Raw genomic sequence first — 25313 nt, 5'->3', positions numbered from 1 at the left:
CGTCAGCGGGAGCGCTTGGCGAGCCGCTCCACGTCGAGCAGGATCACCGCGCGGGCCTCGAGCCGCAGCCAGCCGCGCTGGGCGAAGTCCGCCAGGGCCTTGTTGACCGTCTCGCGGGACGCGCCGACCAGCTGGGCCAGCTCCTCCTGCGTGAGGTCGTGCACCACGTGGATGCCCTCCTCGGACTGCACGCCGAAACGGCGCGACAGGTCGAGCAGGGCGCGGGCGACACGGCCGGGAACGTCGGAGAAGACCAGGTCGGACATGGCGTCGTTGGTCTTGCGCAGGCGGCGGGCGACGGCCCGCAGCAGCGCCGTGGCCACCTCGGGGCGGGCGCTCAGCCAGGGCGTCAGGTCGCCGTGGCCCAGGCCCAGCAGCTTCACCTCGGTGAGTGCCGTGGCGGTCGCGGTGCGCGGACCCGGGTCGAACAGGGACAGCTCACCGATCAGCTCGCCCGGACCGACCACGGCCAGCATGTTCTCGCGGCCGTCGGGGGAGGTGCGGTGCAGCTTCACCTTGCCCTCGGTGACCACGTACAGGCGGTCGCCCGGGTCTCCCTCGTGGAACAGTGAGTCGCCCCGTGCCAGGGTCACCTCACTCATGGAGGCGCGAAGCTCCGCGGCCTGCTCGTCGTCGAGCGCCGCGAAAAGCGGGTTCCGCCGCAGAACGTCGTCCACGAGTTCTCTCCTCTTCGACCTGCTCAGGGGATCTTGGCTCCCCTGCGTGCCAGGGGACCGTGGTTCCCATTTTGCCGGACCGTCCAAACAGTGTGATCTGTCACAAGGATGCCGCACCGGTCGGCCGGGGTACGCGGCAGGGGTCCAATTGGACGCCGATCTTCTGGGTCCGGGGCGGATGTCCGTGCCGGGTCGTAGGCTGGCCGGGTGTCCAAATCGCCGGTGAGAGCACAGGCCGAGGGGGCTGCGCGGGTGAGTGCAGAACACGATTCCGCTGTGGGCGAACGGGTCTCCGATGGCGGTAGGAAGACGGCGAAAGCCGTGAAGACGGCTGCCGCCGGGAAGGGCGCCTCCGCCTCCCCGAAGAAGGCTGCCCCCGCGAAGAAGGCTGCTTCCGCGAAGAAGGCCACGGCGAAGAAGTCCGCCGCCAAGAAGGCGCCTGCCGCCAAGAAGGCGCCTGCCGTCAAGAAGCCCGCCGCCAAGAAGTCCGCCGCCAAGAAGCCCGCCCCCGCCAAGTCCTCCGCGCCCCTCAAGAAGGCCCCCGCCCCCAGGAAGCAGGTCGTCGCCCCCAAGAAGGCGACCGCCTCCGTCCCGGCCGCCCCGGCGAAGACGGTCGCCGCGCACCCGCGGGGCGAGTCCCGTACCGCGCTGGTGCGGCGGGCCCGCCGTATCAACCGCGAGCTCGCCGAGGTGTACCCGTACGCCCACCCCGAGCTGGACTTCGAGAACCCCTTCCAGCTCGTCGTCGCCACGGTGCTGTCGGCCCAGACCACCGACCTGCGCGTCAACCAGACGACCCCCGCGCTGTTCGCGAAGTACCCCACCCCCGAGGACCTGGCGGCCGCCGACCCGGAGGAGGTGGAGGAGATCCTCCGCCCCACCGGCTTCTTCCGCGCCAAGACCAAGTCGGTCATCGGCCTGTCAAAGGCGCTGGCGGAGCAGTTCGGCGGGGAGGTGCCCGGCCGGCTGGAGGACCTGGTCAAGCTGCCCGGCGTGGGCCGCAAGACCGCGTTCGTCGTGCTCGGCAACGCCTTCGGCCGCCCCGGGATCACGGTCGACACCCACTTCCAGCGTCTGGTGCGCCGCTGGAAGTGGACCGACGAGACCGACCCGGACAAGATCGAGGCGGCGGTCGGCGCGCTGTTCCCGAAGAGCGACTGGACGGACCTGTCGCACCACGTCATCTGGCACGGCCGCCGCATCTGCCACGCCCGCAAGCCCGCCTGCGGCGCCTGCCCGATCGCCCCGCTCTGTCCGGCGTACGGAGAGGGCGAGACGGACCCGGAGAAGGCGAAGAAGCTGCTGAAGTACGAGAAGGCCGGACAGCCGGGCCAGCGGCTGAAGCCGCCGCAGGCGTATCTGGACGCGGGCGGCAGACCGGCTCCGCCGCTGGGGGCCGGATGAGGGCAGGCCGGGCGCCCTCGCGTGCCGCGGAACGATCTCGGGAGCGTCGCGCGTTGGACCCGTGGGACGGGGCCGGACGACGGGGGTGGGCATGACGCGTGCGAGCGGGACGCAGGGGGTTCAGGTGGCCCTGAGCAGGGACGGGCTGCCCGTGTGGCTGGACCCGGTGGTCCGCGCCGCCGAGACGGTCCGGCCCACGCAGCTGAGCCGCTTCCTGCCGCCGCGGGACGGCTCGGGGCGGCAGTCCGCCGTCCTCATCCTCTTCGGGGAGGGCGAGCGCGGACCCGAGCTGCTGCTCATGGAGCGGGCCAGCTCGCTGCGCTCGCACGCCGGGCAGCCGTCCTTCCCGGGCGGCGCCCTCGACCCCGAGGACGGCGATCCGCAGGGCGAAGGACCGCTGCGGGCGGCGCTGCGCGAGGCCGAGGAGGAGACCGGGCTCGACCCGTCCGGGGTGCAGCTCTTCGGCGTGCTGCCGAAGCTCTACATCCCGGTCAGCGGCTTCGTCGTGACGCCCGTGCTCGGCTGGTGGCGCGAGCCCAGTCCCGTCGGCGTCGTCGATCCGAACGAGACGGCGCGGGTGTTCACCGTGCCCGTGGCCGATCTCACCCACCCGGACAACCGTGCGACCGCGATCCACCCCAGCGGCTTCCACGGGCCCGCGTTCCTGGTCGAATCGGCCCTCGTGTGGGGGTTCACCGCGGGGGTCATCGACCGGTTGCTGCACTTCGCGGGCTGGGAGCGCCCCTGGGATCGGGACAAGCAGGTCCCGCTGGACTGGAGGGCGTGACAGGGTGGGCGCCGTGCTGCGTAGGACGAGGCGAGGCTTGAATCGGTGAACGTGCTGGACATCCTGCTGCTGGCGGCCGCCGTGTGGTTCGCCGTGGTCGGCTACCGACAGGGCTTCGTCGTCGGCATCCTGTCGGTGGTCGGCTTCCTCGGAGGCGGTCTGATCGCCGTCTACACGCTGCCGGTCATCTGGGACGCGATGACGGACGACTCCGAGGTGGGCACCACCGCCGCCGTCGTGGCGGTCGTGGTCGTCATAGTGTGCGCGTCCGTCGGCCAGGCCCTGACCACCCACCTGGGCAACAAGCTGCGCCGGTACATCACCTGGTCCCCGGCACGGGCCCTCGACGCCACCGGCGGCGCTCTCGTCAACGTCGTCGCGATGCTCCTGGTCGCCTGGCTGATCGGTTCCGCCCTCGCCGGGACGACGCTGCCGACGCTCGGCAAGGAGGTGCGCGGCTCCAAGGTGCTGCTCGGCGTCTCCCGGGCGCTGCCGGACCGGGCGGACATCTGGTTCGCCGACTTCTCGTCCGTCCTCGCGCAGAACGGCTTCCCGCAGGTCTTCAGTCCGTTCGCCAACGAGCCCATCACGGAGGTCCGTCCGCCGGACCCGGCGCTCGCGGGCAGCCCCGTCGCCACCCGCGCGCAGCGCTCCATCGTCAAGGTGACGGGCACGGCGACGAGCTGCGGCAAGGTCCTGGAGGGCACCGGCTTCGTCTTCGACGACCGGCGCGTCATGACCAACGCCCATGTGGTGGGCGGCGTCGACGAACCGGTCGTGCAGATAGGCGGCGAGGGCCGCATGTACGACGCCACGGTCGTCCTGTACGACTGGAAGCGCGACATCGCCGTGCTCGACGTGCCCGACATGGACGCGCCCGCGCTGCGGTTCGCCACGGAGGACGCGGGCAGCGGGGACGGCGCGATCGTCGCCGGCTTCCCGGAGAACGGCGCGTACGACGTCCGCGCGGCGCGGCTGCGGGGGCGCATCACGGCCAACGGCCCCGACATCTACCACCGCGGCACGGTGCGCCGCGACGTGTACTCGCTGTACGCGACGGTCCGTCAGGGCAACTCCGGCGGACCGCTCCTCACCCCCGAGGGCGAGGTCTACGGCGTCATCTTCGCGAAGTCGCTGGACGACGCCCAGACGGGATACGCGCTGACCGTGGACGAGATCCGCGAGGACATCGCCAGGGGCCGCAGCGCCGCCCAGGAGGTGGACAGCGACGCGTGCGCGCTCTGAGCGGGAACCGGACCGGGAGCTGCCCGGACGTCAGGAACAGCCGGACGGACCGTCAGCCCCGAGGGTGACGGAGCCGGACCGATACCCAGCGCGCACGGCGGCGGAGAATGCGCGGGATGCCGACCCTGAGATCCGTAGCTGCCATCTGTGGTGCACCGCCTCGCTGGTGGGAGCCCACACCGCTCGCCGAGCGGCGATTGCGGCTTGCGTCACTGTAGTCGTGCGTCCAGCCCATACCCGGACGTGTGCCCCTGCCCCAAGGTCGATAACCACCTGAGGGGCCGCCAATTGGCCTATGCGCCAGGCACATGGCGTTCGTAGGACAAGCGCTCGGGCGGAGGGGGTGTGAACGGTACGGGACGGAGGTCCGAGCGGTACGGAACGCATCCGTCCGGTCACCGGCCGACGAGGTCCGTCACCGGTCCGGCTCGGGGTCCTTCAGCCAGTTGATCAGCTCGGTCGAGAAGGCCACCGGGTCCTCCTCGTGCGGGAAGTGCCCCAGCCCGTCGAACAGCCGCCAGCGGTAGGGCGCTTCGACGTACTGCCCCGAGCCCGCCGCGCTGCGCGTGCGCACCACCGGGTCCAGCGAGCCGTGCAGGTGCAGTGTCGGCACCCGCACCGGGCGCTTCATCCTGCGGTTGAACTGGATGCCGTCCGGACGGGCCAGCGACCGCACCATCCACCGGTACGGCTCGATCGAGCAGTGCGCCGTGGACGGGATGCACATGGCCCGCCGGTAGGTCTCCAGGGCCTTCTCGTCGGGCGGCTGCGGCCCGGACCACTCCTGGATGAGCCGCGCCACCATCGCCCCGTCGTCCGCGGTGAGCCGGCGCTCGGGGATCCAGGGCCGCTGGAAGCCCCAGATGTGCGACTGTGCGGCCGTCTGCCGGGCGTCGGCGAGCATCGAGGAGCGCCAGCGCCGCGGGTGCGGCATCGAGGACACCGCGAGCCGCCGGACGAGCTTGGGTCGCATCGCCGCGGCCGTCCAGGCGAGGTAGCCGCCCAGGTCGTGGCCGACCAGCGCGGCGTCCGGCTCGCCCAGGGAGCGGATCACGCCGGTGATGTCCAGCGCGAGATTGGCCGGGTCGTAGCCGCGCGGGGTGCGGTCGCTGCCGCCGACGCCCCGCAGGTCCATGGCGACGGCCCGGAACCCGGCGTCGGCGAGCGCCGTCAGCTGGTGCCGCCAGGTCCACCAGAACTGCGGGAAGCCGTGCAGCAGCAGCACCAGCGGGCCGTCACCCAGCTCCGCGATGTGGAAGCGGGCGCCGTTGGCGGCGACGTCGCGGTGGACGAGTCCCGGGGCGTCCGGGAGGTCCAGGCGTACGACCGAGGCCGGCTGCGCCGAAGGAGTGGCGGGGTCCGTCATGAGGACGAGCGTGCCACAGCCTCGACGGCCTCGGGGCCACGGTGCTCGGGAAGGGCCGGACGCGGGTGCGGCTTGGCCTTCTGCAGCACGCCGGCCGTCTCCTTCATCGAGGCGGCGACCTTCTGCGGGCCGCGGCCCTTCTTGGCCTTCTTGGCGAAGACGACGCCGATGAGGGCGAGGAGGCCGGCGACGAGACAGTTCGCCGCGAAGGACAGCAGGAAGCACACCGCCAGGTTCCAGCCGCTCCAGGTGCGGATGCCGTAGGCGAGCGCGAAGTTCAGCATCGGCAGGGAGAACAACAGCAGCACGCCCGCTGCCATGAACGCGCCACCGCTCGTCGCGCCCCGCTTCACGTCCTGCCTGAGCTGCGCCTTCGCCAGCGCGATCTCGTCGTGCACCAGCGCCGACATCTCCGCCGTCGCCGTGGCGAACAGCTGGCCGATGCTGCGTTCGGCGCCGACCGGGCTGCCGTCGGGTGCGCTCATCGCGGTCTCCCTCTTCTCCGTACGCCTCGCGTACGTCCGTCGTGCCTGCGCGGGACGGTCCCGTTCTTTTGTACCGTCTCGTCAGATCATGCCGGACCGTCGTCCCGATCGCCTGCCCCGCCCGGCACTTGTGCAAGCGCGTCTCGCGCGGCGGCCTTCTCCCGGGCAAGCCGCCGGTGCTCGGCGGCCTTCTTCTCCAGGATCTCGGCCATACGGACGTGGTACTCCGGGTCGTCCTGCTCGTAGACGTCCGGGACGCCGTCGAGGTCCTCGTCCCGCTCCTCCGCCTCGGCCAGCTTGCGGTACTTGGCGTTCCTTATCTTCAGCAGGACGGTCGCCAGGACGGTGGCGAGGAGTGAGCCGGTGAGGACGGCGGCCTTCACGCTGCCCGCCATCGTCGCGTCGTCCTCGAAGGCCAGCTCGCCGATGAGCAGCGACACGGTGAAGCCGATGCCGGCGAGCGACGCCACCGCGAAGACGTCCGCCCAGGCCAGGTCGTCGCTGAGCGAGGCGCGGGTGAAGCGGGACGTCAGCCAGGTGCCGCCGAAGATGCCGAGCGTCTTGCCGACGACCAGACCGAGGACGACGCCGAGCGTCTCGGGCTGTGTGAACACCTTCCCGAGCGCGTCGCCGGAGACCGCGACACCGGCGCTGAACAGCGCGAACAGCGGGACGGCGAAGCCCGCCGACAGCGGCCGGACCAAGTGCTCGATGTGTTCGCCGGGGGACTCCTCCTCACCCTCCTCGCGGTGGCAGCGCAGCATCAGGCCCATCGCGACACCGGCGATGGTGGCGTGGATGCCGCTGTTGTACATCAGCCCCCAGATCACCAGGGCCAACGGCACGTACACGTACCAGCCGCGCACCCGCTTGCGCAGCAGCAGCCAGAAGACGACCAGGCCGGCGACCGCGCCGCCGAGCGCCGCGAAGTTCAGCTGCTCGGTGAAGAAGACCGCGATGATCAGGATCGCGAACAGGTCGTCGACGACCGCGAGGGTGAGCAGGAAGGCGCGCAGCGCACTGGGCAGCGAGGTGCCGATGACGGCGAGCACGGCCAGCGCGAACGCGATGTCGGTGGCGGTGGGCACGGCCCAGCCCGCGAGGGATCCGCCGCCCGCACCGGCCGTGATCGTGTAGACCACCGCGGGCGCGATCATGCCGCACAGGGCGGCGACGACGGGGAGCGCCGCGGCCTTGGGGTCACGCAGGTCGCCGGCGACCAGTTCCCGCTTGAGCTCCACGCCGGCGACGAAGAAGAAGATCGCGAGCAGGCCGTCGGCCGCCCAGTGCGCCACGGACAGGTTCAGTCCGAGCGACTCGGGGCCGAAGTGCCAGTGGCTGACGGTCTCGTAGCTGTCGCCCAGCGCGGGTATGTTCGCCCACGCCAGCGCGGCGACGGCGGCGAGCAGCAGCAGGACGCCCCCGACGGTCTCCGTGCGCAGGGCCTCCGCGACGAAGTTCCGCTCGGGCAGCGAGAGAAGGCCGAAGGCCTTGCGGGGGGTGGGGGTGCGGGGGGCGCTCACGGGGCGTTTCCTCCGGTCTTCGGGCAGCACGAATCGTGTGCCGACCAGACTTCCCGGCGCTCCATGAGACAACGTGTGTGTTCTCTTGAGCGTAACGAACGGATCTACGGCGCGCATCAGCGGCTTCGGCGTGGTCCGCCTCACAGGGCCGCCCGACGGAAAAACCGCCCGTGCCCCCACGAGCGGGGGCACGGGCGGTGACGCACCCGGCGGGGCGGGCGGGAGCGGGCCGGGGCTCGTCCGCTCCCGCCCGCGCGCGGCCAGGGCGCGGGGGTCAGTCCTCGCTCGGCGCCGCCGGCAGCTTCGCCTGGATGAGGTCCATGACCGTGGAGTCCGTCAGCGTGGTGACGTCCCCGAGCTGGCGGTTCTCCGCGACGTCCCGCAGCAGACGCCGCATGATCTTGCCGGAGCGGGTCTTCGGCAGCTCGGCCACCGGCAGGATCCGCTTCGGCTTGGCGATCGGGCCGAGCGTGGCGCCCACGTGGTTGCGCAGCTCGCCGACGAGGTCCTCGGTCTCCGCCGCCGTGCCGCGCAGGATGACGAAGGCGACGATCGCCTGGCCGGTCGTCTCGTCGGCGGCGCCCACCACGGCCGCCTCGGCGACCGACGGGTGGGAGACCAGCGCGGACTCGACCTCCGTGGTGGAGATGTTGTGGCCGGACACCAGCATCACGTCGTCGACCCGGCCGAGCAGCCAGATGTCGCCGTCGTCGTCCTTCTTCGCGCCGTCACCGGCGAAGTACCTGCCCTCGAAACGCGACCAGTAGGTGTCGATGAACCGCTGGTCGTCGCCCCAGATGGTGCGCAGCATCGACGGCCACGGCTCGGTCAGCACCAGGTAGCCGCCACCGCCGTTGGCCACCTCGTTCGCCTCGTCGTCCACCACCGTGGCGGAGATGCCCGGCAGCGGGGTCTGGGCCGAGCCCGGCTTGGCGGAGGTCACGCCCGGCAGCGGGGAGATCATGATGCCGCCGGTCTCGGTCTGCCACCAGGTGTCGACGACCGGGGTGCGGTCCGCGCCGATGTTCTTGCGGTACCAGATCCACGCCTCGGGGTTGATCGGCTCGCCGACGGAGCCGAGCACCCGCAGCGACGACAGGTCGAACTTCGCGGGGATGTCGTCGCCCCACTTCATGAACGTCCGGATCGCGGTGGGCGCCGTGTAGAGGATCGTCACGCCGTACTTCTGGACGATCTCCCAGAAGCGGCCCTGGTGGGGCGTGTCCGGCGTGCCCTCGTACATGACCTGCGTGGCGCCGTTGGCGAGCGGCCCGTAGACGATGTACGAGTGCCCGGTGACCCAGCCGACGTCGGCCGTGCACCAGTACACGTCCGTCTCCGGCTTGAGGTCGAACACCGCCCAGTGCGTGTACGCCGTCTGGGTCAGGTAGCCGCCGGAGGTGTGCAGGATGCCCTTCGGCTTCCCCGTGGTGCCCGAGGTGTAGAGGATGAACAGCGGGTGCTCGGCGTTGAACGCCTCCGGGGTGTGCTCGCTGCTCTGCCGGTCGACCACGTCGTGCCACCACACGTCGCGGCCCTCGGTCCAGGCGACGTCCTGGCCGGTGCGGCGGACGACGAGGACGTGCTCCACGCTCTCCACGCGGCTGACGGCCTCGTCCACGGCCGGCTTCAGGGCGGAGGGCTTGCCGCGCCGGTAGCCGCCGTCGGCCGTGATGACGACCCGCGCGTCGGCGTCCTGGATGCGGGTGGCGAGCGCGTCCGCCGAGAAGCCGCCGAAGACCACCGAGTGCGCGGCGCCGATGCGGGCGCAGGCCAGCATCGCGACGGCGGTCTCCGGGATCATCGGCATGTAGACGGCGACCCGGTCGCCCTTGCGGACACCCAGCTCCAACAGGGCGTTCGCGGCCTTGGAGACCTCGTCCTTGAGCTGGGCGTAGGTGATGGCGCGGCTGTCGCCCGGCTCGCCCTCGAAATGGATCGCGACCCGGTCACCGTGGCCGGCCTCCACGTGCCGGTCGACGCAGTTGTAGGCGACGTTGAGCTCGCCGTCCTGGAACCACTTGGCGAACGGCGGGTTCGACCAGTCGAGGGTCTCGGTGGGCTCCTTGGCCCAGGTCAGCCGGCGGGCCTGCTCGGCCCAGAAGCCGAGCCTGTCAGCCTTGGCCCGTTCATACGCCTCCGCGGTGACGTTGGCGTTCGCGGCCAGGTCGGCGGGGGGTGCGAAGCGTCGCTCCTCCTTCAGGAGGTTGGCCAGGCTTTCATTGCTCACGGCATCTGCCTTTCCCAGGGTGTCCGTTGTGTCCCAGGCCACAGCTCATCAGACCCGGGGGTGCGCTGACAAGGGTCGACGGGAAATTGGTTTAGACCTGTCGGGAGCCGTGTCGTGCGGCTGCCCGACACCCCTTCCCACGGGGCGCCGGGCAACCTGGTTCAAGTGGTGTAACGCCTCTCACACCAGGGCGCGTGTCACACCGCCAGGTCCACCTCGCGTACCCGGTCGAAGACCCTTCCCTCCTCCTGCTCCGCGAGGAGGTACGCCTGGGCCTCGCCCACGTGGAAGTACACCCCGTGCAGTTCGAGGCTCCCCTCCTTCAGCGCGCGGGCGACCGCCTCGTGGGCGCGCAGATGCTCCAGCTGCTGGACCACGTTGGTCAGGCAGAGCTGCTCGACGTCGTCGGCAGGGGCCCGCCCGGCCAGCCGGGGGACGGAAGCACCGGAGTCGCGCAGCCGCTCCAGGCTCGGCCCGCCGTGCCGCAGCCAGCGACCGAGCGGTGTGACGGCGGGGGAGCCGGGGCCGGAGTCGAGCAGGGCCTGCATGGCGCCGCAGCCGGAGTGACCGCACACCGTGATCGACCGCACCGCCAGCACGTCGACGGCGTACTCGATCGCGGCGGCCACCGAGTCGTCGCCGCTCTCCGCGCCGGGCGGCGGCACGAGGTTGCCGACGTTGCGCACCACGAACAGGTCGCCGGGACCGCTGGAGGTGATCATCGAGGTGACCACGCGGGAGTCGGCGCAGGTCAGGAACAGCTGCGACGGCCGCTGTCCCTCCCGCGCCAGCCGGGCCAGCTCGCCCCGCACCAGCGGCGCCGTACGACGCTGGAACGTGCTGAGTCCGCGCACCAGTTGACGGCCGCTCGCGGTGCGTCTGCGGGCCGGGGCGCTCGAGGCCCGGTCGGCCGGCGGATCCACCGCGACGGTCCCGGGCGTCTCGTCCGGCGGGGCTGCGTCCGGAGCGGGGGAGGGGCGGTCGCATTGGTGGTTGCGCCAGGCAGTCCAGGGGCGGCAGCGGCAGTCGCCGGCGGTGCCGGACTCCCCGCCGGGCTCGGGCCCGAAGGCGAGCGCGCCCGGCTCGGCGATCCGCACTCCGGCGCGCCGGCCGGTGATCTCCACCGTGCCGCCGCGCGTGGTGTGCGTGCTCTGCCAGTCCTGCAGCGTCTCGTACGCCGCGTGGTCCATGAAGGACCCGTCCAAGGCCACCACCACGTCCGCCCCTTGGGGCACCAGATGCAGGGCACGGCTGAGCCGCGGCACCGCGAGGAACGTCAACTGCCCCCGTACGTGCACGTGATGGACGCCGTTCTCCTCCTCGTGGGTGATCCTGGTCCGGGTGAGCCGGTGCAGGGCCACGCCCACGGCCATGGCGATGCCGAGCGCCACGCCCTCCAGCACCCCGAGGGAGATCACCCCGAGGGCGGTGACGGCGTAGACCAGGACCTCGCGGTGGCGCGTCACCGTGCGGATGTGGTGCAGGGACACCATCCGGATGCCGACCGCCATGACCAGGGCGGCCAGCGAGGCGAGCGGGATCAGCTCCAGCAGCGGGACCAGCAGCAGTGCGGCCGCCACCACCAGGACGCCGTGGAGCATCGTGGAGTTCCGGCTGACGGCGCCCGCGTGGACGTTCGCCGTGCTGCGGACGGCGACCCCGGCCACCGGCAGACCGCCGAGGGTGCCGGAGACGACGTTGGCCGCGCCCTGGCCGAGCAGTTCCCGGTCCAGGTCGGAGCGGACGACATGACCGGCGCCGGGTCGGGCGGACGCCAGCTTGTCGACGGCCACCGCGCCGAGCAGCGACTGCACGCTGCACACCAGCGTCGTGGCCAGCACGGCTGCGATGAGACCGAGCACCGGGCCCTCGGGCAGCCCGGCCAGCGCGTGACTGCGCCACGACGGCAGATCCACCAGGGGCAGCACCAGTCCGGCCGCCGCGGCGAGCGCGGTGGCGCCGGCGACGGCGACGAGGGCGGCCGGCACCCGCCGCAGCAGGTGTCCGGCGCGGCCGGGCAGCCGGGGCCAGAGGAGCAGGACGGCCAGGGTCAGCACGCTCATCGCGAGCGCGGCGGGGTCGAGGCCCGCCAACTGGGCGGGCAGGGCGCGGAGGTTGTCGGGCACGGAGCTCTGCGGCTCACCCCCGAGGACGATGTGCGCCTGGGCGACGGCGATGGTGACGCCGATGCCCGCGAGCATGCCGTGCACGATCGCGGGGCTCACGGCGAGGGCGCCGCGTGCCACGCGCAGACAGCCGAGTCCGAGCTGGGCGAGTCCGGCGAGGACGGTGACGGCGCAGGTGGTGCGCCAGCCGTACTGGTGGATGACGTCGGCCGTGACGACGGTGAGTCCCGCCGCCGGGCCGCTCACCTGGAGCGGGGAGCCGCCGAGCCGTCCGGCGACGATCCCGCCCACGGCCGCGGCGACCAGACCGGCCTGCAGGGGCGCGCCGGTGGTGAGGGCGATGCCGAGGGACAGGGGGAGGGCGATGAGGAAGACCGCGACGGCGGCCGAGAGGTCGGCGCTCGCGACGCGGAAGCGGCGACGGCGGCCGGGTGGCGGGCTGTGCGGGGGATGGGCTCGCTCGGTGTGCGCCGATTCGGTGGCGCCGGCGGGAACGCAGGCTGACATGGACTCCCGTCTCCTTCGGGTCTGCGCGGTCGCGTGTCGGTGGGGCCCGCTCGGGCGGAGCGGTCGCGGCCGTGGGGCACGGCCCCAGAACGGCGGGATGAAGCAACTCTCAGTAAACAGATCGTAATTGCGAGTAAAGGACCGGCATAGACTTTCCGGGCAAATGGCGGCAAGTGTCACCCCGAGGGGTGAAGTGGCCATTTCATCGGCTTGTCGTATTAATTCACTTCTTCCTTCCGTGCGACGTTGACGGCGCGGTCGGCATCGACCGGCCGGCACCACACAACGCCTCATCGAGCTCGGCCCGAGAGAAGGAAGAAGGTGGGCGAATGGCCGCCACCCACAGGATCGCCACGGGCAGCGTGATCACCGCGGTCTGCCTCGCCGCGCTCGCCGGCTGCGGAACCGGCGCCGACGGCGGAGGCGGGCAGGGCGGGCCGGAACAGGAGAGGGCGCAGCCGGCCCCCGCGCCCAAGAACGTCGTCCGGTTGATCGGCGACGGCTCCACCGCCTACACCGGCGCCCAGCCGCACCTGCCGAAGCCGGAGCGGCTGAAGCCCGGCGAGAAGCCGCCGCAGTTCGTGGTGTTCTCCTGGGACGGTGCGGGCGAGGACAGTCAGAAGCTGTTCTCCCACTTCCGTAAGGTCGCCAAAGAGAATGACGCGACCATGACGTACTTCCTCAGCGGCGTGTACCTCCTGCCGGAGGACAAGCGTGACCTGTACCGCCCGCCGCAGCACTCGCCGGGCCGCTCCGACATCGGCTTCAACGACCGGCAGGGCATCGCCGACACCGTGAAGCAGCTGCGGCTGGCCTGGCTCGAGGGCAACGAGATCGGAACCCACTTCAACGGCCACTTCTGCGGCGGCGACGGCGGGGTCGGCGAGTGGTCGGTGGAGGAGTGGAAGGAGGAGATCGCCCAGGCCAAGCAGTTCGTGAAGACCTGGAAGACCAACGCCGGCATGAAGAACGAGGCCCCGCTGCCCTTCGACTACGACAAGGAGCTCATCGGGGCCCGCACACCCTGCCTGGAAGGGCAGGAGAACTTCATGAAGGCCGCCAGGGAGCTGGGCTTCCGCTACGACACCAGCGGCGTCAACAACCAGGTCTGGCCGAAGAAGAAGTCCGGGCTGTGGGATCTGTCGATGCAGCTCGTGCCCTTCCCCGGGCACTCCTTCGAGCAGCTCACCATGGACTACAACTTCATGGTCAACCAGTCCGGCACCACCACCCAGGGCGACCCCTCCAAGCACGAGGCGTGGGGCGACCAGATGCGGGACGGCCTGCTCCAGGGCCTCGAGCGCGCCTACAACGGCAACAGGGCGCCGCTGATCATCGGCAACCACTTCGAGTCCTGGAACGGCGGCACGTACATGCGTGCCGTCGAGGAGGTCATCGAGACGGTGTGCACCAAGTCCGACGTGCGGTGCGTCTCCTTCCGCCAGCTGGTGGACTGGCTGGACGCGCAGGACCCGGCGACCCTGGAGAAGCTGCGCTCGCTGGGCGTCGGCGAGGCCCCGAAGAAGGGCTGGAAGACCTTCCTGGCCTCCGGCCCCGCTCCGGCCCCCAAGGGCGCGCCGGGTTCTCCCGCGCCGAAAGAGTGAGGCTCAGGCCCCTGCGGTGACGCTCTCGCCGAGCACGAAACCGGGGTCGATCTGCGCCGCCAGGTCGGCCCCGGTGCGCTCGTTCCCCCAGGACCGGGCGTTCTTGAGGTGGAAGTGCACCATCTGGCGCGTGTACCGCTCCCAGTCGCGCCGCTCGTACGTCGCGTCGGCCGCCTCGCGCAGCGCGCGCAGGGCGAGCCGGTTGGACTCCTCCAGCGCGGCGAACCGCGGCGGGCGGCCCTTCTCCATGGCCCGCACCCAGTCCGAGTGGCCCACGGTCACCAGCAGGTCGTCCCCCACCTCCGCGCGGAGGAAGTCGAGGTCGTCAGGGCCCTGCACCTTGTTGCCGACGACCCTCAGCGCCACGCCGAAGTCGCGGGCGTACTCCTTGTACTGGCGGTAGACGGAGACGCCCTTCCGGGTCGGCTCGGCGACGAGGAACGTCATGTCGAAGCGGGTGAACATGCCGGAGGCGAAGGAGTCCGAGCCGGCCGTCATGTCGACCACGACGTACTCGTCGGGGCCGTCCACCAGGTGGTTCAGGCAGAGCTCGACGGCCCCGGTCTTGGAGTGGTAGCAGGCGACCCCCAGGTCGGCGTCCGTGAAGGGACCGGTGACCATCAGACGGACCGTGCCGCCGTCCAGAGCCACCGGGCGCGCGCAGGCGTCGTAGACCGGGTTGTCCTCCTGGACCCGCAGCAGCCGGGAGCCCTCGCCGGGCGGGGTCGTCTTGATCATCGTGTCGGCGGACGCGATGCGCGGGTTGGTGCCGCGCAGGTGGTCCTTGATCAGCAGGAGGTGGTCGCCCATCGCGGGGAGGGCGGCGGCCTCGGACTCGTCCAGGCCCAGCGCGGCCCCGAGGTGCTGGTTGATGTCGGCGTCCACGGCGACGACCGGGGCGCCCTCGGCCGCGAGGTGACGGATGAACAGGGAGGACAGGGTCGTCTTTCCGCTCCCGCCCTTCCCAACGAAAGCAATTTTCATGTTCACGAAGCGTAGTGGGTGGATAGCGTTAAGTCACAGTGGAGCGTGAAGAAGACCACTCCATCGTGGACCGGGGGTCCCGGGTGCGTAGGGTCGTACTCATGAGTACGACGGGCGCGACCGCCGATCCCCTCGCGGCCCTGGGCGACCTGCCCGGTGTGGCCGACTCCGTGGAGTCCGTACGCAAGGCCGTGGACCGGGTCTACGGGCACCGGGTCATGCGGCGGCGCAGCAACGAGATCACCTCCGAGGCGGCCCTGCGCGGCGCCCGGGGTTCGGCGGCGCTGTCCGGCGCGGACTGGGCCCTGGAGGAGGTGCGGCGGCGCAGCGACTTCAGCGGCGACGACGAGGCGCGCACCATGGGCGCGGCGTTGCGGCTGACGGCCGAGGCGGGGCAGCTGCTGTCGATCTGGCGGCAGTCCCCGCTGCGGGTGCTCGCGCGGCTGCACCTGGTCGCCGCTGCCGACAAGGCCGAGCACGTGGGCCGGCCCCGCCGGGCGGGCGAGCCGGTCGACGAGCCGCTGATCGATCTGCCCCTGCCGGACGCCGAGGAGATGCACGGCCGCCTCGAGGGCCTGGCCGACATCGTCATCGCGGGCGGTTCCGCGCCTGCGCTGGTGACGGCCGCCGTGGTGCACGGCGAACTGCTCGCGCTGCGTCCCTTCACGTCCCACAACGGCCTGGTCGCGCGCACGGCCGAGCGGATCGTCCTGGTCGGCAGCGGCCTCGACCCCAAGTCGGTGTGCCCCGCCGAGGTCGGCCACGCCGAGCTGGGCCAGGACGCCTACCAGGAGGCGCTGCGGGGCTACCTGTCCGGCACGGCGGAGGGCATGGTCGCCTGGATCGCCCACTGCGGGCGGGCTGTGGCGCTGGGCGCGCGCGAGTCCACGGCGGTGTGCGAGGCGCTGCAGCGCGGAGCCGCCTGACCGACCGGAGGGTCACGCGGGCCGGTGTGGAGGGCCCCGCGCAAGAATGCGGCGGTACGAATACTCGTACCGCCGCTGGCATGTCCACCGCGTTACCAAGCGTCCTCGATATGTGCCCATCAGGCCGGGGACTTTGCCCGGCCTGGTGCGGCTGGCCCGTAATCGACGGGTCGACGTCGCGTGGGTGCGCGGTTTCCATGCGCGGTCCGTGGGGCCTAAAGCGTTGTGAAGGTCGTCCTCTCGGACGTCCTTGGTCTCGCGGGCCGTCAACTCCTTTGTACTCCGGCATCCCGGAGAGGGGAAGTCCTCGCCGCGTTCCTTTACTTTTTGGTTCAAACAAGCCGTAAACGGACGCCGAAATGGCGAACGCGTCCCGGAGCGGGGACGCGCGGTGAATGAAAAGTACGTTCAGGCAACGGTCGTGCGGCGTCGGCTGGCGTACCAGACAAGGCCCGCGGTGGCCGCCGCAGCGCCTATCGCGGCTGCCGCGACGAGAGCGGGACGCGGCGGAACGGAGAACGCGGGGAAACGCTGCTTCAGCCGCACCGGACGGTGGAAATCGAGGATCGGCCACTCGCGCACCAGCGCTTCCCGGCGCAGCGCGCGGTCAGGGTTCACGGCGTGCGGATGCCCGACGGCCTCCAGCATCGGGATGTCGGTCACCGAGTCGCTGTAGGCGTAACAGCGGGCCAGGTCGTAGCCCTCGGACGCGGCCAGCTCCCGGACCGCCTCCGCCTTGGTCGGACCGTACGCGTAGTACTCGACCTCGCCGGTGAAGCAGCCGTCGTCGCCCACCACCATGCGGGTGGCCACGACCCGGTCGGCGCCCAGCAGCTCGCCGATCGGCTCGACCACCTCGGCGCCCGAGGTGGACACGATCACCACGTCACGGCCCGCGGTGTGGTGCTCCTCGATGAGGGTGGCGGCCTCGTCGTAGATGATCGGGTCGATCAGGTCGTGCAGGGTCTCGGCGACGATCTCCTTGACCTGCTGGACGTTCCACCCGCGGCACAGTGCGGACAGGTACTTCCGCATCCGCTCCATCTGGTCGTGGTCCGCGCCGCCGGCGAGGAACACGAACTGGGAGTACGCGGTCCGCAGGACGGCCCTGCGGTTGATCAGTCCGCCTTGGTAGAAGGACTTGCTGAAGGTGAGTGTGCTCGACTTCGCAATGACCGTCTTGTCCAGGTCGAAGAAGGCGGCCGTGCGGGGCGACAAGTGGTTTTCCACGTCCCTGAGCATAGGCGCAGCCCATTCGGCGTAGTGTGTGGCGTGTGGGTTTGCCTGAGAGGGCCCTCGGGTACACCATGGAAGTCACGGATCGTTCGCGACCGTGCTAACCCGGTCCGACTCCTCCCCCCCCGAGTCGGCCGTGGGGACGACCCCCGCTCTCCCCCCCGGCGGGGGTCGTCGCATGTCCGGACGCATTTTCCGCCGCTTTCTCCCCCTCTTTCTCCCGTGCGGGTCCGCATGAGGAATTGATTGTCATGTGCGTGATTGACTACGGAGGGTAGCGGTGGTGCTGCTCTGCGGTTGTCGTACGCACACCGTGCCGGACTCACCGGTATGGGTGGTCGCGATATCCACAGTCATCGCCCCGTCCACAGTTTTCCACCAAGATCCACACGATTTCCGGGACCGCTGCACTGTCATTCCCACGCGTCCCGTTCGCCGCGAGTGCACAACCCCTTTCGCTCGGCCGGGGACGCGCACGGCCGGATTCCTCCGGCCGGTCCGCGGGAGGCCGCAGCGCGGTCCTCCCACACCTGGAATCGGCGCAGCCCGAGGGCCGCGCGAGGTAGGGAGCACTGGGCACGACATGACCGGAACCGTCACACACGACCCGCCGCCCGGAGGGAACCGGCCGGGCGCACCGCTGATCGTCACCGAGGACACGGCACTTCTCGACGACCTGCTGCGCCTGTGCGCGGCGGCCGGCGCGACACCGGAGGTCCATCACGGGCTGCCCGGGCCGCGTGGGAGCTGGGAGACCGCGCCCCTGGTCCTCGTCGGCGACGACGCCGCCCGGCGGGCCCGCGGGGCGCCCCGCAGACATGGGGTGGTGCTGGTCGGCCGCGACCAGGACGACCCCGGCGTCTGGCGGCGTGCCGTCGGGATCGGCGCCGACCACGTGCTGATGCTGCCCGACGGCGAGCAGTGGCTCGTCGACCGCATCGCCGATGTCGCCGAGGGCGTCGGACGGCCCGCGCTGACCGTCGGCGTCATCGGCGGCCGGGGCGGCGCGGGCGCGTCCACCCTGGCGTGCGCGCTCGCCGTCACCTCCGCCCGCGAAGGGCTGCGCACCCTGCTGGTGGACGCCGACCCGCTGGGCGGCGGACTGGACGTGGCGCTCGGCGGCGAGACGGCGAAAGGGCTGCGCTGGCCCGCCTTCGCCTCGTCGCACGGCCGGGTCGGCGGCGGGGCGCTGGAGGAGTCGCTTCCGGAACTGCATGCCTTGCGGGTGCTCAGCTGGGACCGTGGCGACTGCCTCTCGGTGCCGCCCCGGGCGGTGCGCGCGGTTCTCGCCGCCGCCCGGCGCGGCGGCGGAGCCGTCGTCGTCGACCTGCCGCGACGCGTCGACGAGGGCGTCGCCGAGGTCCTCGCCCAGCTCGACCTGGCGCTCCTCGTGGTCCCCGCCGAGCTGCGCGCCGTCGCGGCGGCCGGCCGCGTCGCCTCCGCCGTGGGCATGGTCCTGCGCGACCTGCGCGTCGCCGTCCGCGGGCCGTACGCACCCGGTCTGGACGACCACGAGGTGGCCCGGCTCCTCGGCCTGCCCCTCGTCGGGGACGTGCCCGTCGAACCGGCGCTCCAGCGCCCGTACGGCACGGGCCGGCCGCCCGGGGTGACCGGACGCGGCCCGCTGGCCCGCTTCTGCCGGGAGTTCTGGGAGCGCGCGCTGGTGGAGGCGAGGACGGCATGAGCGGCATGGAGACGACCGGGGCGGGGATGCCTCCCGGGCTGCTCGACGGGGTGCGGCGGTGGCTGGCCGAGAGCGGTGCCGAGCCGACCCCCGCGCGGGTGGCGCAGGCCCTGCGCGAACAGGGCCGGGTGCTCGGCGACGCGGAAGTGCTCGGCGCGGCCGAGCAGTTGCGGTCCGAGCTGGTCGGCAGCGGACCGCTGGAACGGCTGCTGTCCGATCCGACCGTGACCGACGTGCTGGTGTCGGCGCCGGACCGGGTCTGGGTGGACCGCGGCGGCGGCCTGACGCTCACCTCGGTCTCCTTCCCGGACGAGCCGTCCGTGCGACGCCTGGCACAGCGGCTCGCGGCGGTGGCCGGCCGGCGCCTGGACGACGCGCGGCCCTGGGTGGACGCCCGGCTCCCCGACGGGACCCGGCTGCACGCGGTGTTGCCGCCCGTCGCGGTGGGCGGCACGTGTCTGTCCCTCCGGGTTGTACGGCCGCGCGCCTTCACCCTCGGCGAACTGGTGGCCGCCGGCACGGTGCCGCCCGGCGGCGACCGGGTGCTGCGGGCCCTGCTGGACGCACGGCTGTCCTTCCTGGTCAGCGGCGGCACGGGCACCGGCAAGACGACCCTGCTCAGCGCCCTGCTGGGGCTGGTCGGGGCGGACGAGCGGATCGTGCTGGCGGAGGACTCGGCCGAGCTGCGGCCCGACCACCCCCACGTCGTGCGGCTGGAGACCCGGCCCGCCAACCAGGAGGGCGCGGGACTGGTGACCCTGGAGGACCTGGTGCGCCAGGCCCTGCGGATGAGGCCGGACCGTCTCGTCGTGGGCGAGGTGCGCGGGCCCGAGGTGGTGCATCTGCTCGCCGCGCTCAACACGGGACACGAGGGCGGTTCCGGCACGGTGCACGCCAACGCGGCGAGCGACGTCCCCGCCCGGCTGGAGGCGCTCGGCACGGCGGCGGGCCTCGACCGGTTCGCCCTCCACAGCCAGCTCGCGGCCGCGCTGTCGGTGGTGCTGCACCTGGTTCGGGACCGCAGCGGCAGGCGGCGGATCGCGGAGGTGCACGTCCTGGAGCGGGACCCCTCGGGGCTGGTGCGGACGGCGCCGGCGCTGCGGTGGGGGCCGGAGACCTTCGTCGCCGAGCCCGCCTGGCCGCGTCTGCGGCAGCTGCTGCGCGCCGCGCAGGACGAGGATGCCCGGGCCGGACGAGAGGCGGTCGGCGCATGAGCGGGGCGACCGGGGCGACGGTGGGCGCGGCGGTGGCGTGCCTGGGGACGGCGGCCTGGGTGCTGGGCGGCGGACACGGGGAGGTCAGACGGGCGCGGGCGCTCGTCGGGGACGACCGGGGTCCGGCGGGACGGCCTCTTCTCGCGTCGGCGGCGGACCGGCTTCGGGCGCGACTCCGCGTCGAGTGGGCGTCCTTGGCCGTCGGCGTGGCGCTGGCGGTGCTCGGGGCGTCGGTGCTGCCGGTCGTCGCGGGGGCGGCCGGGGTGCCTGTGCTGCGGAAGGTGCGGCGGGCGGCCGCGGGGCGCAAGGAGAGGGACGGCCGCGCGGACGCGGTGGTCGCGCTGTGCGGGGCGCTTGCCGGGGAGCTGCGGGCGGGGCGGCAGCCGGGCGAGGCGCTGTTGCCGGCCGCCCGGGACTCCGCAGGGCTCGGTGACATGCAGGCGGCCGTGCTGGCGGCGGCGCGGTTCGGCGGTGACGTGCCGGGCGCGCTCACGGCGGCGGCCCGGCAGCCCGGCGCCGAAGGGCTGCGCGGACTCGCCGCGTGCTGGCGGGTGGCGGTGGACCAGGGCGCGGGACTCGCGGACGGCCTCGACCGGCTGGAGGCGGCCCTGCGCGCCGAGCGGGACCAGCGGGCCGACCTGCGCGCCCAGTTGTCCGGGGCCCGGACCACGGCGGTGATGCTCGCGGGGCTCCCGGTGGTGGGACTGGCGCTGGGCGCGGCCCTGGGCGCCGACCCGCTGCACGTCCTGCTGCACACGCCGTCGGGGACGGTCTGTCTGGCGGCCGGCGGAGCGCTGGAGGGGCTGGGCCTGTGGTGGGCGCTGCGGATCATGCGCGGGGCCGAGGAGGCGTCGGCATGAGCGACGACGTCGTCCACAGGCTGGGGACGGTCCTGGGAATCGCCGCCGTGCTCGTGGGGGCGTGGGCCTGGTGGCAGCGGCTCCGGTGCGAGCGGCGGGCACGGCGGAGACTCGACGCGCTCGCGGCCCGTGAACGGCGGGGAACGGATGCGTGTCTCCCGCTGCTCAGGACCGCGCGCGGCCGGCTGCCGTACGTGGCGGTCGTGGGCGCCGGGTGGGTGACGGCCGGTGGGATCGGCGGTCTGGGGCTTGGACTGGTCCTGGCCGCGGGACTGTGGCAGTGGCGCCGGCGGGAGACGCGGGCGAGTGCCGAGGCGAGCGCCGTTGACACAGCTCTGGCGGCTCGCCAACTCCCGCTCGCCGCCGACCTGCTGTCCGCCTGCATCACGGCGGGCGCCGGACCGGTGCCGGCGGCGCAGGCGGTCGGGGAGACCCTGGGCGGCCCGGTAGGGGACGCCCTGGCGCGAGGCGCCGCGGAGGTACGGCTCGGGGGTGGGCCGGGGGAGGCCTGGCGCCGGCTGGCCGCCCTGCCCGGCGCGGCTCCGCTGGCCCGGCTGCTGGAGCGGGCCGACGTGTCCGGTCTTCCGCTGGCCGCACCGGTGGGCCGGCTCGCCGCCGAGGCGCGGGCCGAGTGGTCCCGCGCGGCGACCACGCGGGCCCGGCGCGCGGCGGTCCTGATCAGCGCGCCGGTGGGGCTGTGCTTCCTGCCCGCCTTCATCGCCGTCGGCGTCCTGCCCGTGGTGATCGGGCTCGCGGGCGGGGTGCTGGGAGGGGGTGGGTGAAAGCGGGGTGCTGGGAGGGGGTGGGTGAAAAAGGAGGGCGGACGACGAGGGACGACAGCGGACGACGACCGATGACGACAACAGGCGACGACAACAGACATGGCGCGTATGGAGGTTCGGATGTATCAGGCGGTGCGGGCGCGGCTGCGTGCCCTGACGGCGAGGGTGCGCGGGGCGCGGAGGGACGCCGGGATGGTGACCTCGGAGTACGCGATGGGAATCGTTGCGGCGGTGGCGTTCGCCGTGGTGCTGTACCGGGTGGTCAACAGCGGCCCGGTCAGCACGGCCCTGCGGAACATCGTGCAGCAGGCTCTCGATGGCCGGATGTGACCGGTGGCCCGGCAGATGGCGCGGCGCGTGGCGCGACAGGCGGCGCGACCGCGGGTTCGTGACGGCGGAGTCGGCGTTGGTGCTGCCCGTGCTGGTGCTGTTCGTGACGGCGCTGGTCTGGGGACTGATGGTGGTGGCCGCGCAGATCCGGTGTGTGGACGCCGCACGGGCAGGTGCCCGGGCGGCGGCACGGCAGGATCCGCCGGACGCGGTGGTCGAGGTGACCCGTCAGGCCGCGCCGACCGGTGCGCGGGTCACGGTCGGCCGGGACGCCGAGCAGGTCCGGGTGACCGTCGTGGCCAGGGCGCCGATGCTGCGCGCGCTGCCCTTCGAGCTGAGGGAGGAGGCCGTCGCGGCGGTCGAGGAGGCGGTGGCGGGCGTGGGCGCGGCCAGGTGAAGGACGCCTCAGGAGGGCGGGACCGCGGCTCCGCCTCCGTCTGGTGCGTCGGTGCGGTCGCCGTGCTGTGCGTGGTGCTCGCCCTGGGGCACGCCGTGGTGGTCCGGCACCGGGCGGCGGGAGGCGCGGACCTCGCGGCGCTCGCCGCCGCCGACCACTGGGCGCACGGTGCGGCCGAGGCGTGCGCGCGGGCGGACCGGGTGGCCCGGGCCCAGGGCACGCGGCTCGTGCGGTGCGTGATGACCGGCGAGGTGTCGGACGTGTCGGTGGCGTCCGGCGTGGGGCCGTTCACCGCGGAGATCAGGGCGCGGGCGGGGCCTCCGGGTCCGACGCCCCCTCGGCCGACGCGCTGACCCGGCCGCCGCGCCCCTCGGAAGCCTCCGTTTCCTCGGCCCCTTCCTCCGCCCCGTCCGTCTTCTCATTGGGCGCCCCCTCCAGCAGCACGTCCAGCAGCCGCACGGCGCCCCGCTTGTGCAAGGGGTCGTTGCCGTTGCCGCACTTGGGCGACTGGATGCAGGAGGGGCAGCCGGCCTCGCACTCGCAGGAGGCGATGGCCTGGCGGGTGGCGGTGAGCCAGGAGCGGGCGGTGTGGAAGGCGCGTTCGGCGAAGCCCGCCCCGCCCGGGTGGCCGTCGTAGACGAAGACCGTGGGCAGCAGGGTGTCGGGGTGCAGCGGGATCGAGACGCCGCCGATGTCCCAGCGGTCGCAGGTGGCGAACAGCGGCAGCATCCCGATCGACGCGTGCTCGGCCGCGTGCAGGGCGCCGCCGAGGATCTCCGGGTTGATCCGGGCCCGGTCCAGCTGGTCCTCGGTGACCGTCCACCACACGGCGCGGGTGCGCAGCGTACGAGGAGGAAGGTCGAGTTTGGTCTCGCCGAGCACTTCGCCGGTGATGACCCGTCGCCGAAGGAAGGAGACGACCTGGTTGGTGACCTCGACGGAGCCGAAGCAGAGGCGTCCGTCGCCCCAGGGGATCTCGGTGTCCGTCTCCAGGACGGAGATGGACGTCGTGTCCCGGGCCACCGTCGTGTAGGACGGGCTGGCCTGCTCGACCAGGGCGACGGAGTCCTCGAGGTCGAGGGAGCGGACGACGTAGGTGCGGCCCTGGTGCAGATGGACGGCGCCCTCGTGGACGCTGGTGTGCGCGGCGCCCGCGTCGACCGTGCCCAGCAGCCGGCCCGTCCCCGCCTCCACGACCTGGACGGGGCGCCCGCCCTCCCCGCGGATGTCGGTGAGGTCGGCGGCCCGCTCACGGCGCGTCCAGTGCCACGCCCGCGTCCGCCGGCGCAGCAGCTTCGCGGCCTCCAGCTGCGGCAGCAGCTCCTCGGTGGTGGGGCCGAACAGGGCGACGTCGTCCTCGGTGAGGGGCAGTTCCTCGGCGGCCGCGCACAGGTGCGGGGCGAGGACGTACGGGTTGTCGGGGTCGAGGACGGTGGACTCCACGGGACGGTCGAAGAGCGCCTCGGGGTGGTGGACGAGGAAGGTGTCCAGCGGGTCGTCGCGGGCCACGAGCACCGCGAGCGCGCCCTGCCCGGAGCGTCCCGCGCGGCCGGCCTGCTGCCACAGGGAGGCACGGGTGCCCGGGTAGCCGGCGATGACCACGGCGTCCAGGCCGGAGACGTCCATGCCGAGTTCGAGGGCGTTGGTGGCGGCGAGGCCGAGGAGTTCGCCGGAGTGCAGGGCGCGTTCCAGGGCGCGGCGCTCCTCGGGGAGGTAGCCGCCCCGGTAGGCGGCGACCCGCCGGGCCAGGGACCGGTCGACCTCGGCGAGGCGCTCCTTGGCGATGACGGAGATCAGCTCGGCGCCGCGCCGGGAGCGGACGAAGGCGACCGAGCGGACGCCCTGCACGGTGAGGTCGGTGAGCAGGTCGGCGGCCTCGGCGGTGGCGGTGCGGCGGACCGGGGCGCCCTTCTCGCCGTGCAGTTCGGTCAGCGGCGGCTCCCAGAGGGCGAACACCAGTTCACCACGGGGTGAGGCGTCGTCCGCGACCTCCACCACGGGCAGGCCGGTGAGGCGGCGGGCGGCGACGGCCGGCTCGGCGGCGGTCGCCGAGGCCAGCAGGAAGACCGGCGACGCGCCGTAGCGGGCGCACAGCCGCCGCAGCCGGCGCAGCACCTGGGCGACGTGCGAGCCGAACACGCCCCGGTAGGTGTGGCACTCGTCGATCACGACGTACTTGAGCGCCTTGAGGAAGGAGGACCAGCGGGGGTGGGACGGCAGGATGCCCCGGTGCAGCATGTCGGGGTTGGTCAGCACGTAGTTGGCGTACTGGCGGATCCATTCGCGTTCCTCGAACGGAGTGTCGCCGTCGTGGACCGCCGCGCGCACCGAATGGCCCAGTGGCTGTGAAAGTTCCTTCACGGATCGGCACTGGTCCGCGGCGAGGGCCTTCGTGGGGGCGAGGTAGAGGGCGGTGGCGCCCCTGCCGTTCGGCGCCTCGGCCCCGTCGAGCAGTGTGGACAGCACGGGCACCAGGTACGACAGGGACTTGCCGGAGGCCGTGCCGGTGGCGACCACCACCGAGTCGCCGTCCAGGGCGTGCTCGGCGGCCCGGGCCTGGTGGGCCCAGGGGTGTTCGATTCCCGCGGCCTGCACCGCGGCGATCACCTCCGCGCGGATCCGGTCGGGCCAGACGGCATGCCGACCCGCACGCGGGGGCAAGTGCTCCGTATGAGTAATGCGCGCAGCCCGGCTCGGTCCGGACGCGAGCCGGTTCAGGACGTCGCCCGGCGCGGCGGTCCTGGATCGCGTGTCCGTCGGGAGTCCATCGGATCGGTGATTCTTGGCCATCGGCACCGAGTGTGTCACCGGCGTGACGGACAATGGGGCCAAGGCGTCGTGCACGCCTGCCGGTAAGTGATTGAATGCCATGGCGGCTGGCGAACCGTCCCGGGGGCTGAGCCGAGATGTCCCAAGGGCGACCGCTCGATAGCTAGGTGCTGGAGG

22 protein-coding genes are annotated in these 25313 nt (G+C 72.8%); 12 read left to right on the top strand and 10 right to left on the bottom strand.

The features are described 5' to 3' along the window. Positions 1 to 2: 2 nt before the first annotated feature. Positions 3 to 677, bottom strand: coding sequence for a Crp/Fnr family transcriptional regulator (locus ELQ39_RS14200; RefSeq protein ID WP_006132548.1), 675 nt, complete (start codon positions 675 to 677; stop codon positions 3 to 5). Between the two features lie 321 nt (positions 678 to 998). Between ELQ39_RS14200 and nth the strand changes: the two genes are divergently transcribed. The 3 genes from nth (at position 999) to ELQ39_RS14185 (ending at position 4113) form a co-directional block, all read left to right on the top strand. Beyond that, on the top strand, positions 999 to 2081 hold the full coding sequence (nth, locus tag ELQ39_RS14195; protein WP_242592098.1) for an endonuclease III: 1083 nt from the start codon (positions 999 to 1001) through the stop codon (positions 2079 to 2081). Between the two features lie 91 nt (positions 2082 to 2172). Beyond that, entirely contained in the window at positions 2173 to 2868 is a 696-nt protein-coding gene (locus ELQ39_RS14190) for an NUDIX hydrolase (protein ID WP_242592097.1), read from the top strand. 45 nt (positions 2869 to 2913) lie between these two features. Beyond that, positions 2914 to 4113 carry a MarP family serine protease gene (locus ELQ39_RS14185; protein WP_242592096.1) on the top strand — a complete coding sequence of 400 codons (1200 nt, stop codon included), beginning with the start codon at positions 2914 to 2916 and terminating at the stop codon, positions 4111 to 4113. A 52-nt stretch (positions 4114 to 4165) separates the two neighbouring features. Here ELQ39_RS14185 and ELQ39_RS14180 read toward each other — a convergent pair whose 3' ends face one another. The 6 genes from ELQ39_RS14180 to ELQ39_RS14155 all read right to left on the bottom strand — a co-directional run bounded on the left by ELQ39_RS14180 (position 4166) and on the right by ELQ39_RS14155 (position 12350). Then, positions 4166 to 4348 (bottom strand): hypothetical protein, encoded by a 183-nt coding sequence (locus ELQ39_RS14180; protein ID WP_078492825.1) that lies wholly within the window; start codon positions 4346 to 4348, stop codon positions 4166 to 4168. A gap of 180 nt (positions 4349 to 4528) precedes the next feature. Continuing rightward, positions 4529 to 5479 (bottom strand): alpha/beta fold hydrolase, encoded by a 951-nt coding sequence (locus tag ELQ39_RS14175; protein WP_190004710.1) that lies wholly within the window; start codon positions 5477 to 5479, stop codon positions 4529 to 4531. Next, on the bottom strand, positions 5476 to 5964 hold the full coding sequence (locus tag ELQ39_RS14170) for a phage holin family protein (protein ID WP_190004711.1): 489 nt from the start codon (positions 5962 to 5964) through the stop codon (positions 5476 to 5478). Before ELQ39_RS14170 ends, ELQ39_RS14175 begins: the two co-directional genes overlap by 4 nt. A gap of 86 nt (positions 5965 to 6050) precedes the next feature. Beyond that, positions 6051 to 7487, bottom strand: coding sequence for a Na+/H+ antiporter NhaA (nhaA, locus tag ELQ39_RS14165; RefSeq protein ID WP_190004712.1), 1437 nt, complete (start codon positions 7485 to 7487; stop codon positions 6051 to 6053). 274 nt (positions 7488 to 7761) lie between these two features. After that, positions 7762 to 9717, bottom strand: a complete 1956-nt coding sequence (acs, locus tag ELQ39_RS14160) for an acetate--CoA ligase (protein WP_190004713.1) — start codon at positions 9715 to 9717, stop codon at positions 7762 to 7764. 197 nt (positions 9718 to 9914) lie between these two features. Next, positions 9915 to 12350: a bifunctional SulP family inorganic anion transporter/carbonic anhydrase gene (locus ELQ39_RS14155; RefSeq protein ID WP_242592095.1), complete on the bottom strand. Its 2436-nt coding sequence runs from the start codon at positions 12348 to 12350 to the stop codon at positions 9915 to 9917. Positions 12351 to 12679: 329 nt separating this feature from the next. Here ELQ39_RS14155 and ELQ39_RS14150 point away from each other — a divergent pair, with 329 nt between their 5' ends. Beyond that, a complete protein-coding gene (locus ELQ39_RS14150) occupies positions 12680 to 13954 on the top strand; it encodes a polysaccharide deacetylase family protein (protein ID WP_242592094.1) in 1275 nt (424 codons plus the stop codon). Between the two features lie 3 nt (positions 13955 to 13957). On the opposite strand, the gene ELQ39_RS14145 is transcribed toward ELQ39_RS14150, so the two are convergent. After that, positions 13958 to 14938, bottom strand: a complete 981-nt coding sequence (locus ELQ39_RS14145) for an ATP-binding protein (RefSeq protein ID WP_190004716.1) — start codon at positions 14936 to 14938, stop codon at positions 13958 to 13960. A 101-nt stretch (positions 14939 to 15039) separates the two neighbouring features. Between ELQ39_RS14145 and ELQ39_RS14140 the strand changes: the two genes are divergently transcribed. Further along, a complete protein-coding gene (locus ELQ39_RS14140; protein WP_242592093.1) occupies positions 15040 to 15864 on the top strand; it encodes an oxidoreductase in 825 nt (274 codons plus the stop codon). 408 nt (positions 15865 to 16272) lie between these two features. On the opposite strand, the gene ELQ39_RS14135 is transcribed toward ELQ39_RS14140, so the two are convergent. After that, positions 16273 to 17106 carry an HAD family hydrolase gene (locus ELQ39_RS14135; protein ID WP_190004718.1) on the bottom strand — a complete coding sequence of 278 codons (834 nt, stop codon included), beginning with the start codon at positions 17104 to 17106 and terminating at the stop codon, positions 16273 to 16275. Positions 17107 to 17683: 577 nt separating this feature from the next. Between ELQ39_RS14135 and ssd the strand changes: the two genes are divergently transcribed. From ssd to ELQ39_RS14100, 7 genes are all read left to right on the top strand, one after another. Continuing rightward, positions 17684 to 18784, top strand: a complete 1101-nt coding sequence (ssd, locus tag ELQ39_RS14130; RefSeq protein ID WP_242592092.1) for a septum site-determining protein Ssd — start codon at positions 17684 to 17686, stop codon at positions 18782 to 18784. Next, positions 18781 to 19998, top strand: coding sequence for a TadA family conjugal transfer-associated ATPase (locus tag ELQ39_RS14125; protein WP_242592091.1), 1218 nt, complete (start codon positions 18781 to 18783; stop codon positions 19996 to 19998). The genes ssd and ELQ39_RS14125 overlap by 4 nt, the downstream gene beginning before the upstream one ends. Then, positions 19995 to 20858, top strand: coding sequence for a type II secretion system F family protein (locus ELQ39_RS14120; RefSeq protein WP_242592090.1), 864 nt, complete (start codon positions 19995 to 19997; stop codon positions 20856 to 20858). The genes ELQ39_RS14125 and ELQ39_RS14120 overlap by 4 nt, the downstream gene beginning before the upstream one ends. After that, entirely contained in the window at positions 20855 to 21640 is a 786-nt protein-coding gene (locus ELQ39_RS14115; protein WP_242592089.1) for a type II secretion system F family protein, read from the top strand. The genes ELQ39_RS14120 and ELQ39_RS14115 overlap by 4 nt, the downstream gene beginning before the upstream one ends. A 120-nt stretch (positions 21641 to 21760) precedes the next feature. After that, positions 21761 to 21970 carry a DUF4244 domain-containing protein gene (locus ELQ39_RS14110; protein ID WP_019527080.1) on the top strand — a complete coding sequence of 70 codons (210 nt, stop codon included), beginning with the start codon at positions 21761 to 21763 and terminating at the stop codon, positions 21968 to 21970. Then, complete coding sequence (locus ELQ39_RS14105) at positions 21957 to 22367, top strand: TadE family type IV pilus minor pilin (RefSeq protein WP_242592088.1); 411 nt, start codon at positions 21957 to 21959, stop codon at positions 22365 to 22367. Before ELQ39_RS14110 ends, ELQ39_RS14105 begins: the two co-directional genes overlap by 14 nt. Then, positions 22364 to 22720, top strand: a complete 357-nt coding sequence (locus ELQ39_RS14100) for an Rv3654c family TadE-like protein (protein WP_242592087.1) — start codon at positions 22364 to 22366, stop codon at positions 22718 to 22720. Before ELQ39_RS14105 ends, ELQ39_RS14100 begins: the two co-directional genes overlap by 4 nt. On the opposite strand, the gene ELQ39_RS14095 is transcribed toward ELQ39_RS14100, so the two are convergent. Further along, positions 22668 to 25238, bottom strand: a complete 2571-nt coding sequence (locus tag ELQ39_RS14095) for a DEAD/DEAH box helicase (RefSeq protein WP_242592086.1) — start codon at positions 25236 to 25238, stop codon at positions 22668 to 22670. The genes ELQ39_RS14100 and ELQ39_RS14095 overlap by 53 nt on opposite strands. Positions 25239 to 25313: the final 75 nt, after the last annotated feature.

The organism is Streptomyces sp. GB4-14, from assembly GCF_022696125.1.
GTDB classification, from domain to species: domain Bacteria; phylum Actinomycetota; class Actinomycetes; order Streptomycetales; family Streptomycetaceae; genus Streptomyces; species Streptomyces werraensis.
Note: the sequence above shows the minus strand (reverse complement) of the source record. Positions and strands in the feature narration are given on the sequence as shown.

Excerpts from the sequence above, each read along its gene's own strand:
- ssd (WP_242592092.1), top strand. The coding sequence starts at position 17,684 with ATGACCGGAACCGTCACACACGACCCGCCGCCCGGAGGGAACCGGCCG.
- ELQ39_RS14155 (WP_242592095.1), bottom strand. The coding sequence starts at position 12,350 with ATGTCAGCCTGCGTTCCCGCCGGCGCCACCGAATCGGCGCACACCGAG.
- ELQ39_RS14140 (WP_242592093.1), top strand. The coding sequence starts at position 15,040 with ATGAGTACGACGGGCGCGACCGCCGATCCCCTCGCGGCCCTGGGCGAC.
- ELQ39_RS14150 (WP_242592094.1), top strand. The coding sequence starts at position 12,680 with ATGGCCGCCACCCACAGGATCGCCACGGGCAGCGTGATCACCGCGGTC.
- ELQ39_RS14190 (WP_242592097.1), top strand. The coding sequence starts at position 2,173 with ATGACGCGTGCGAGCGGGACGCAGGGGGTTCAGGTGGCCCTGAGCAGG.
- ELQ39_RS14125 (WP_242592091.1), top strand. The coding sequence starts at position 18,781 with ATGAGCGGCATGGAGACGACCGGGGCGGGGATGCCTCCCGGGCTGCTC.
- ELQ39_RS14135 (WP_190004718.1), bottom strand. The coding sequence starts at position 17,106 with ATGCTCAGGGACGTGGAAAACCACTTGTCGCCCCGCACGGCCGCCTTC.
- ELQ39_RS14115 (WP_242592089.1), top strand. The coding sequence starts at position 20,855 with ATGAGCGACGACGTCGTCCACAGGCTGGGGACGGTCCTGGGAATCGCC.
- ELQ39_RS14120 (WP_242592090.1), top strand. The coding sequence starts at position 19,995 with ATGAGCGGGGCGACCGGGGCGACGGTGGGCGCGGCGGTGGCGTGCCTG.
- ELQ39_RS14180 (WP_078492825.1), bottom strand. The coding sequence starts at position 4,348 with ATGGGCTGGACGCACGACTACAGTGACGCAAGCCGCAATCGCCGCTCG.
- ELQ39_RS14170 (WP_190004711.1), bottom strand. The coding sequence starts at position 5,964 with ATGAGCGCACCCGACGGCAGCCCGGTCGGCGCCGAACGCAGCATCGGC.
- ELQ39_RS14095 (WP_242592086.1), bottom strand. The coding sequence starts at position 25,238 with ATGGCATTCAATCACTTACCGGCAGGCGTGCACGACGCCTTGGCCCCA.
- ELQ39_RS14175 (WP_190004710.1), bottom strand. The coding sequence starts at position 5,479 with ATGACGGACCCCGCCACTCCTTCGGCGCAGCCGGCCTCGGTCGTACGC.
- ELQ39_RS14110 (WP_019527080.1), top strand. The coding sequence starts at position 21,761 with ATGTATCAGGCGGTGCGGGCGCGGCTGCGTGCCCTGACGGCGAGGGTG.
- ELQ39_RS14145 (WP_190004716.1), bottom strand. The coding sequence starts at position 14,938 with ATGAAAATTGCTTTCGTTGGGAAGGGCGGGAGCGGAAAGACGACCCTG.
- ELQ39_RS14105 (WP_242592088.1), top strand. The coding sequence starts at position 21,957 with ATGGCCGGATGTGACCGGTGGCCCGGCAGATGGCGCGGCGCGTGGCGC.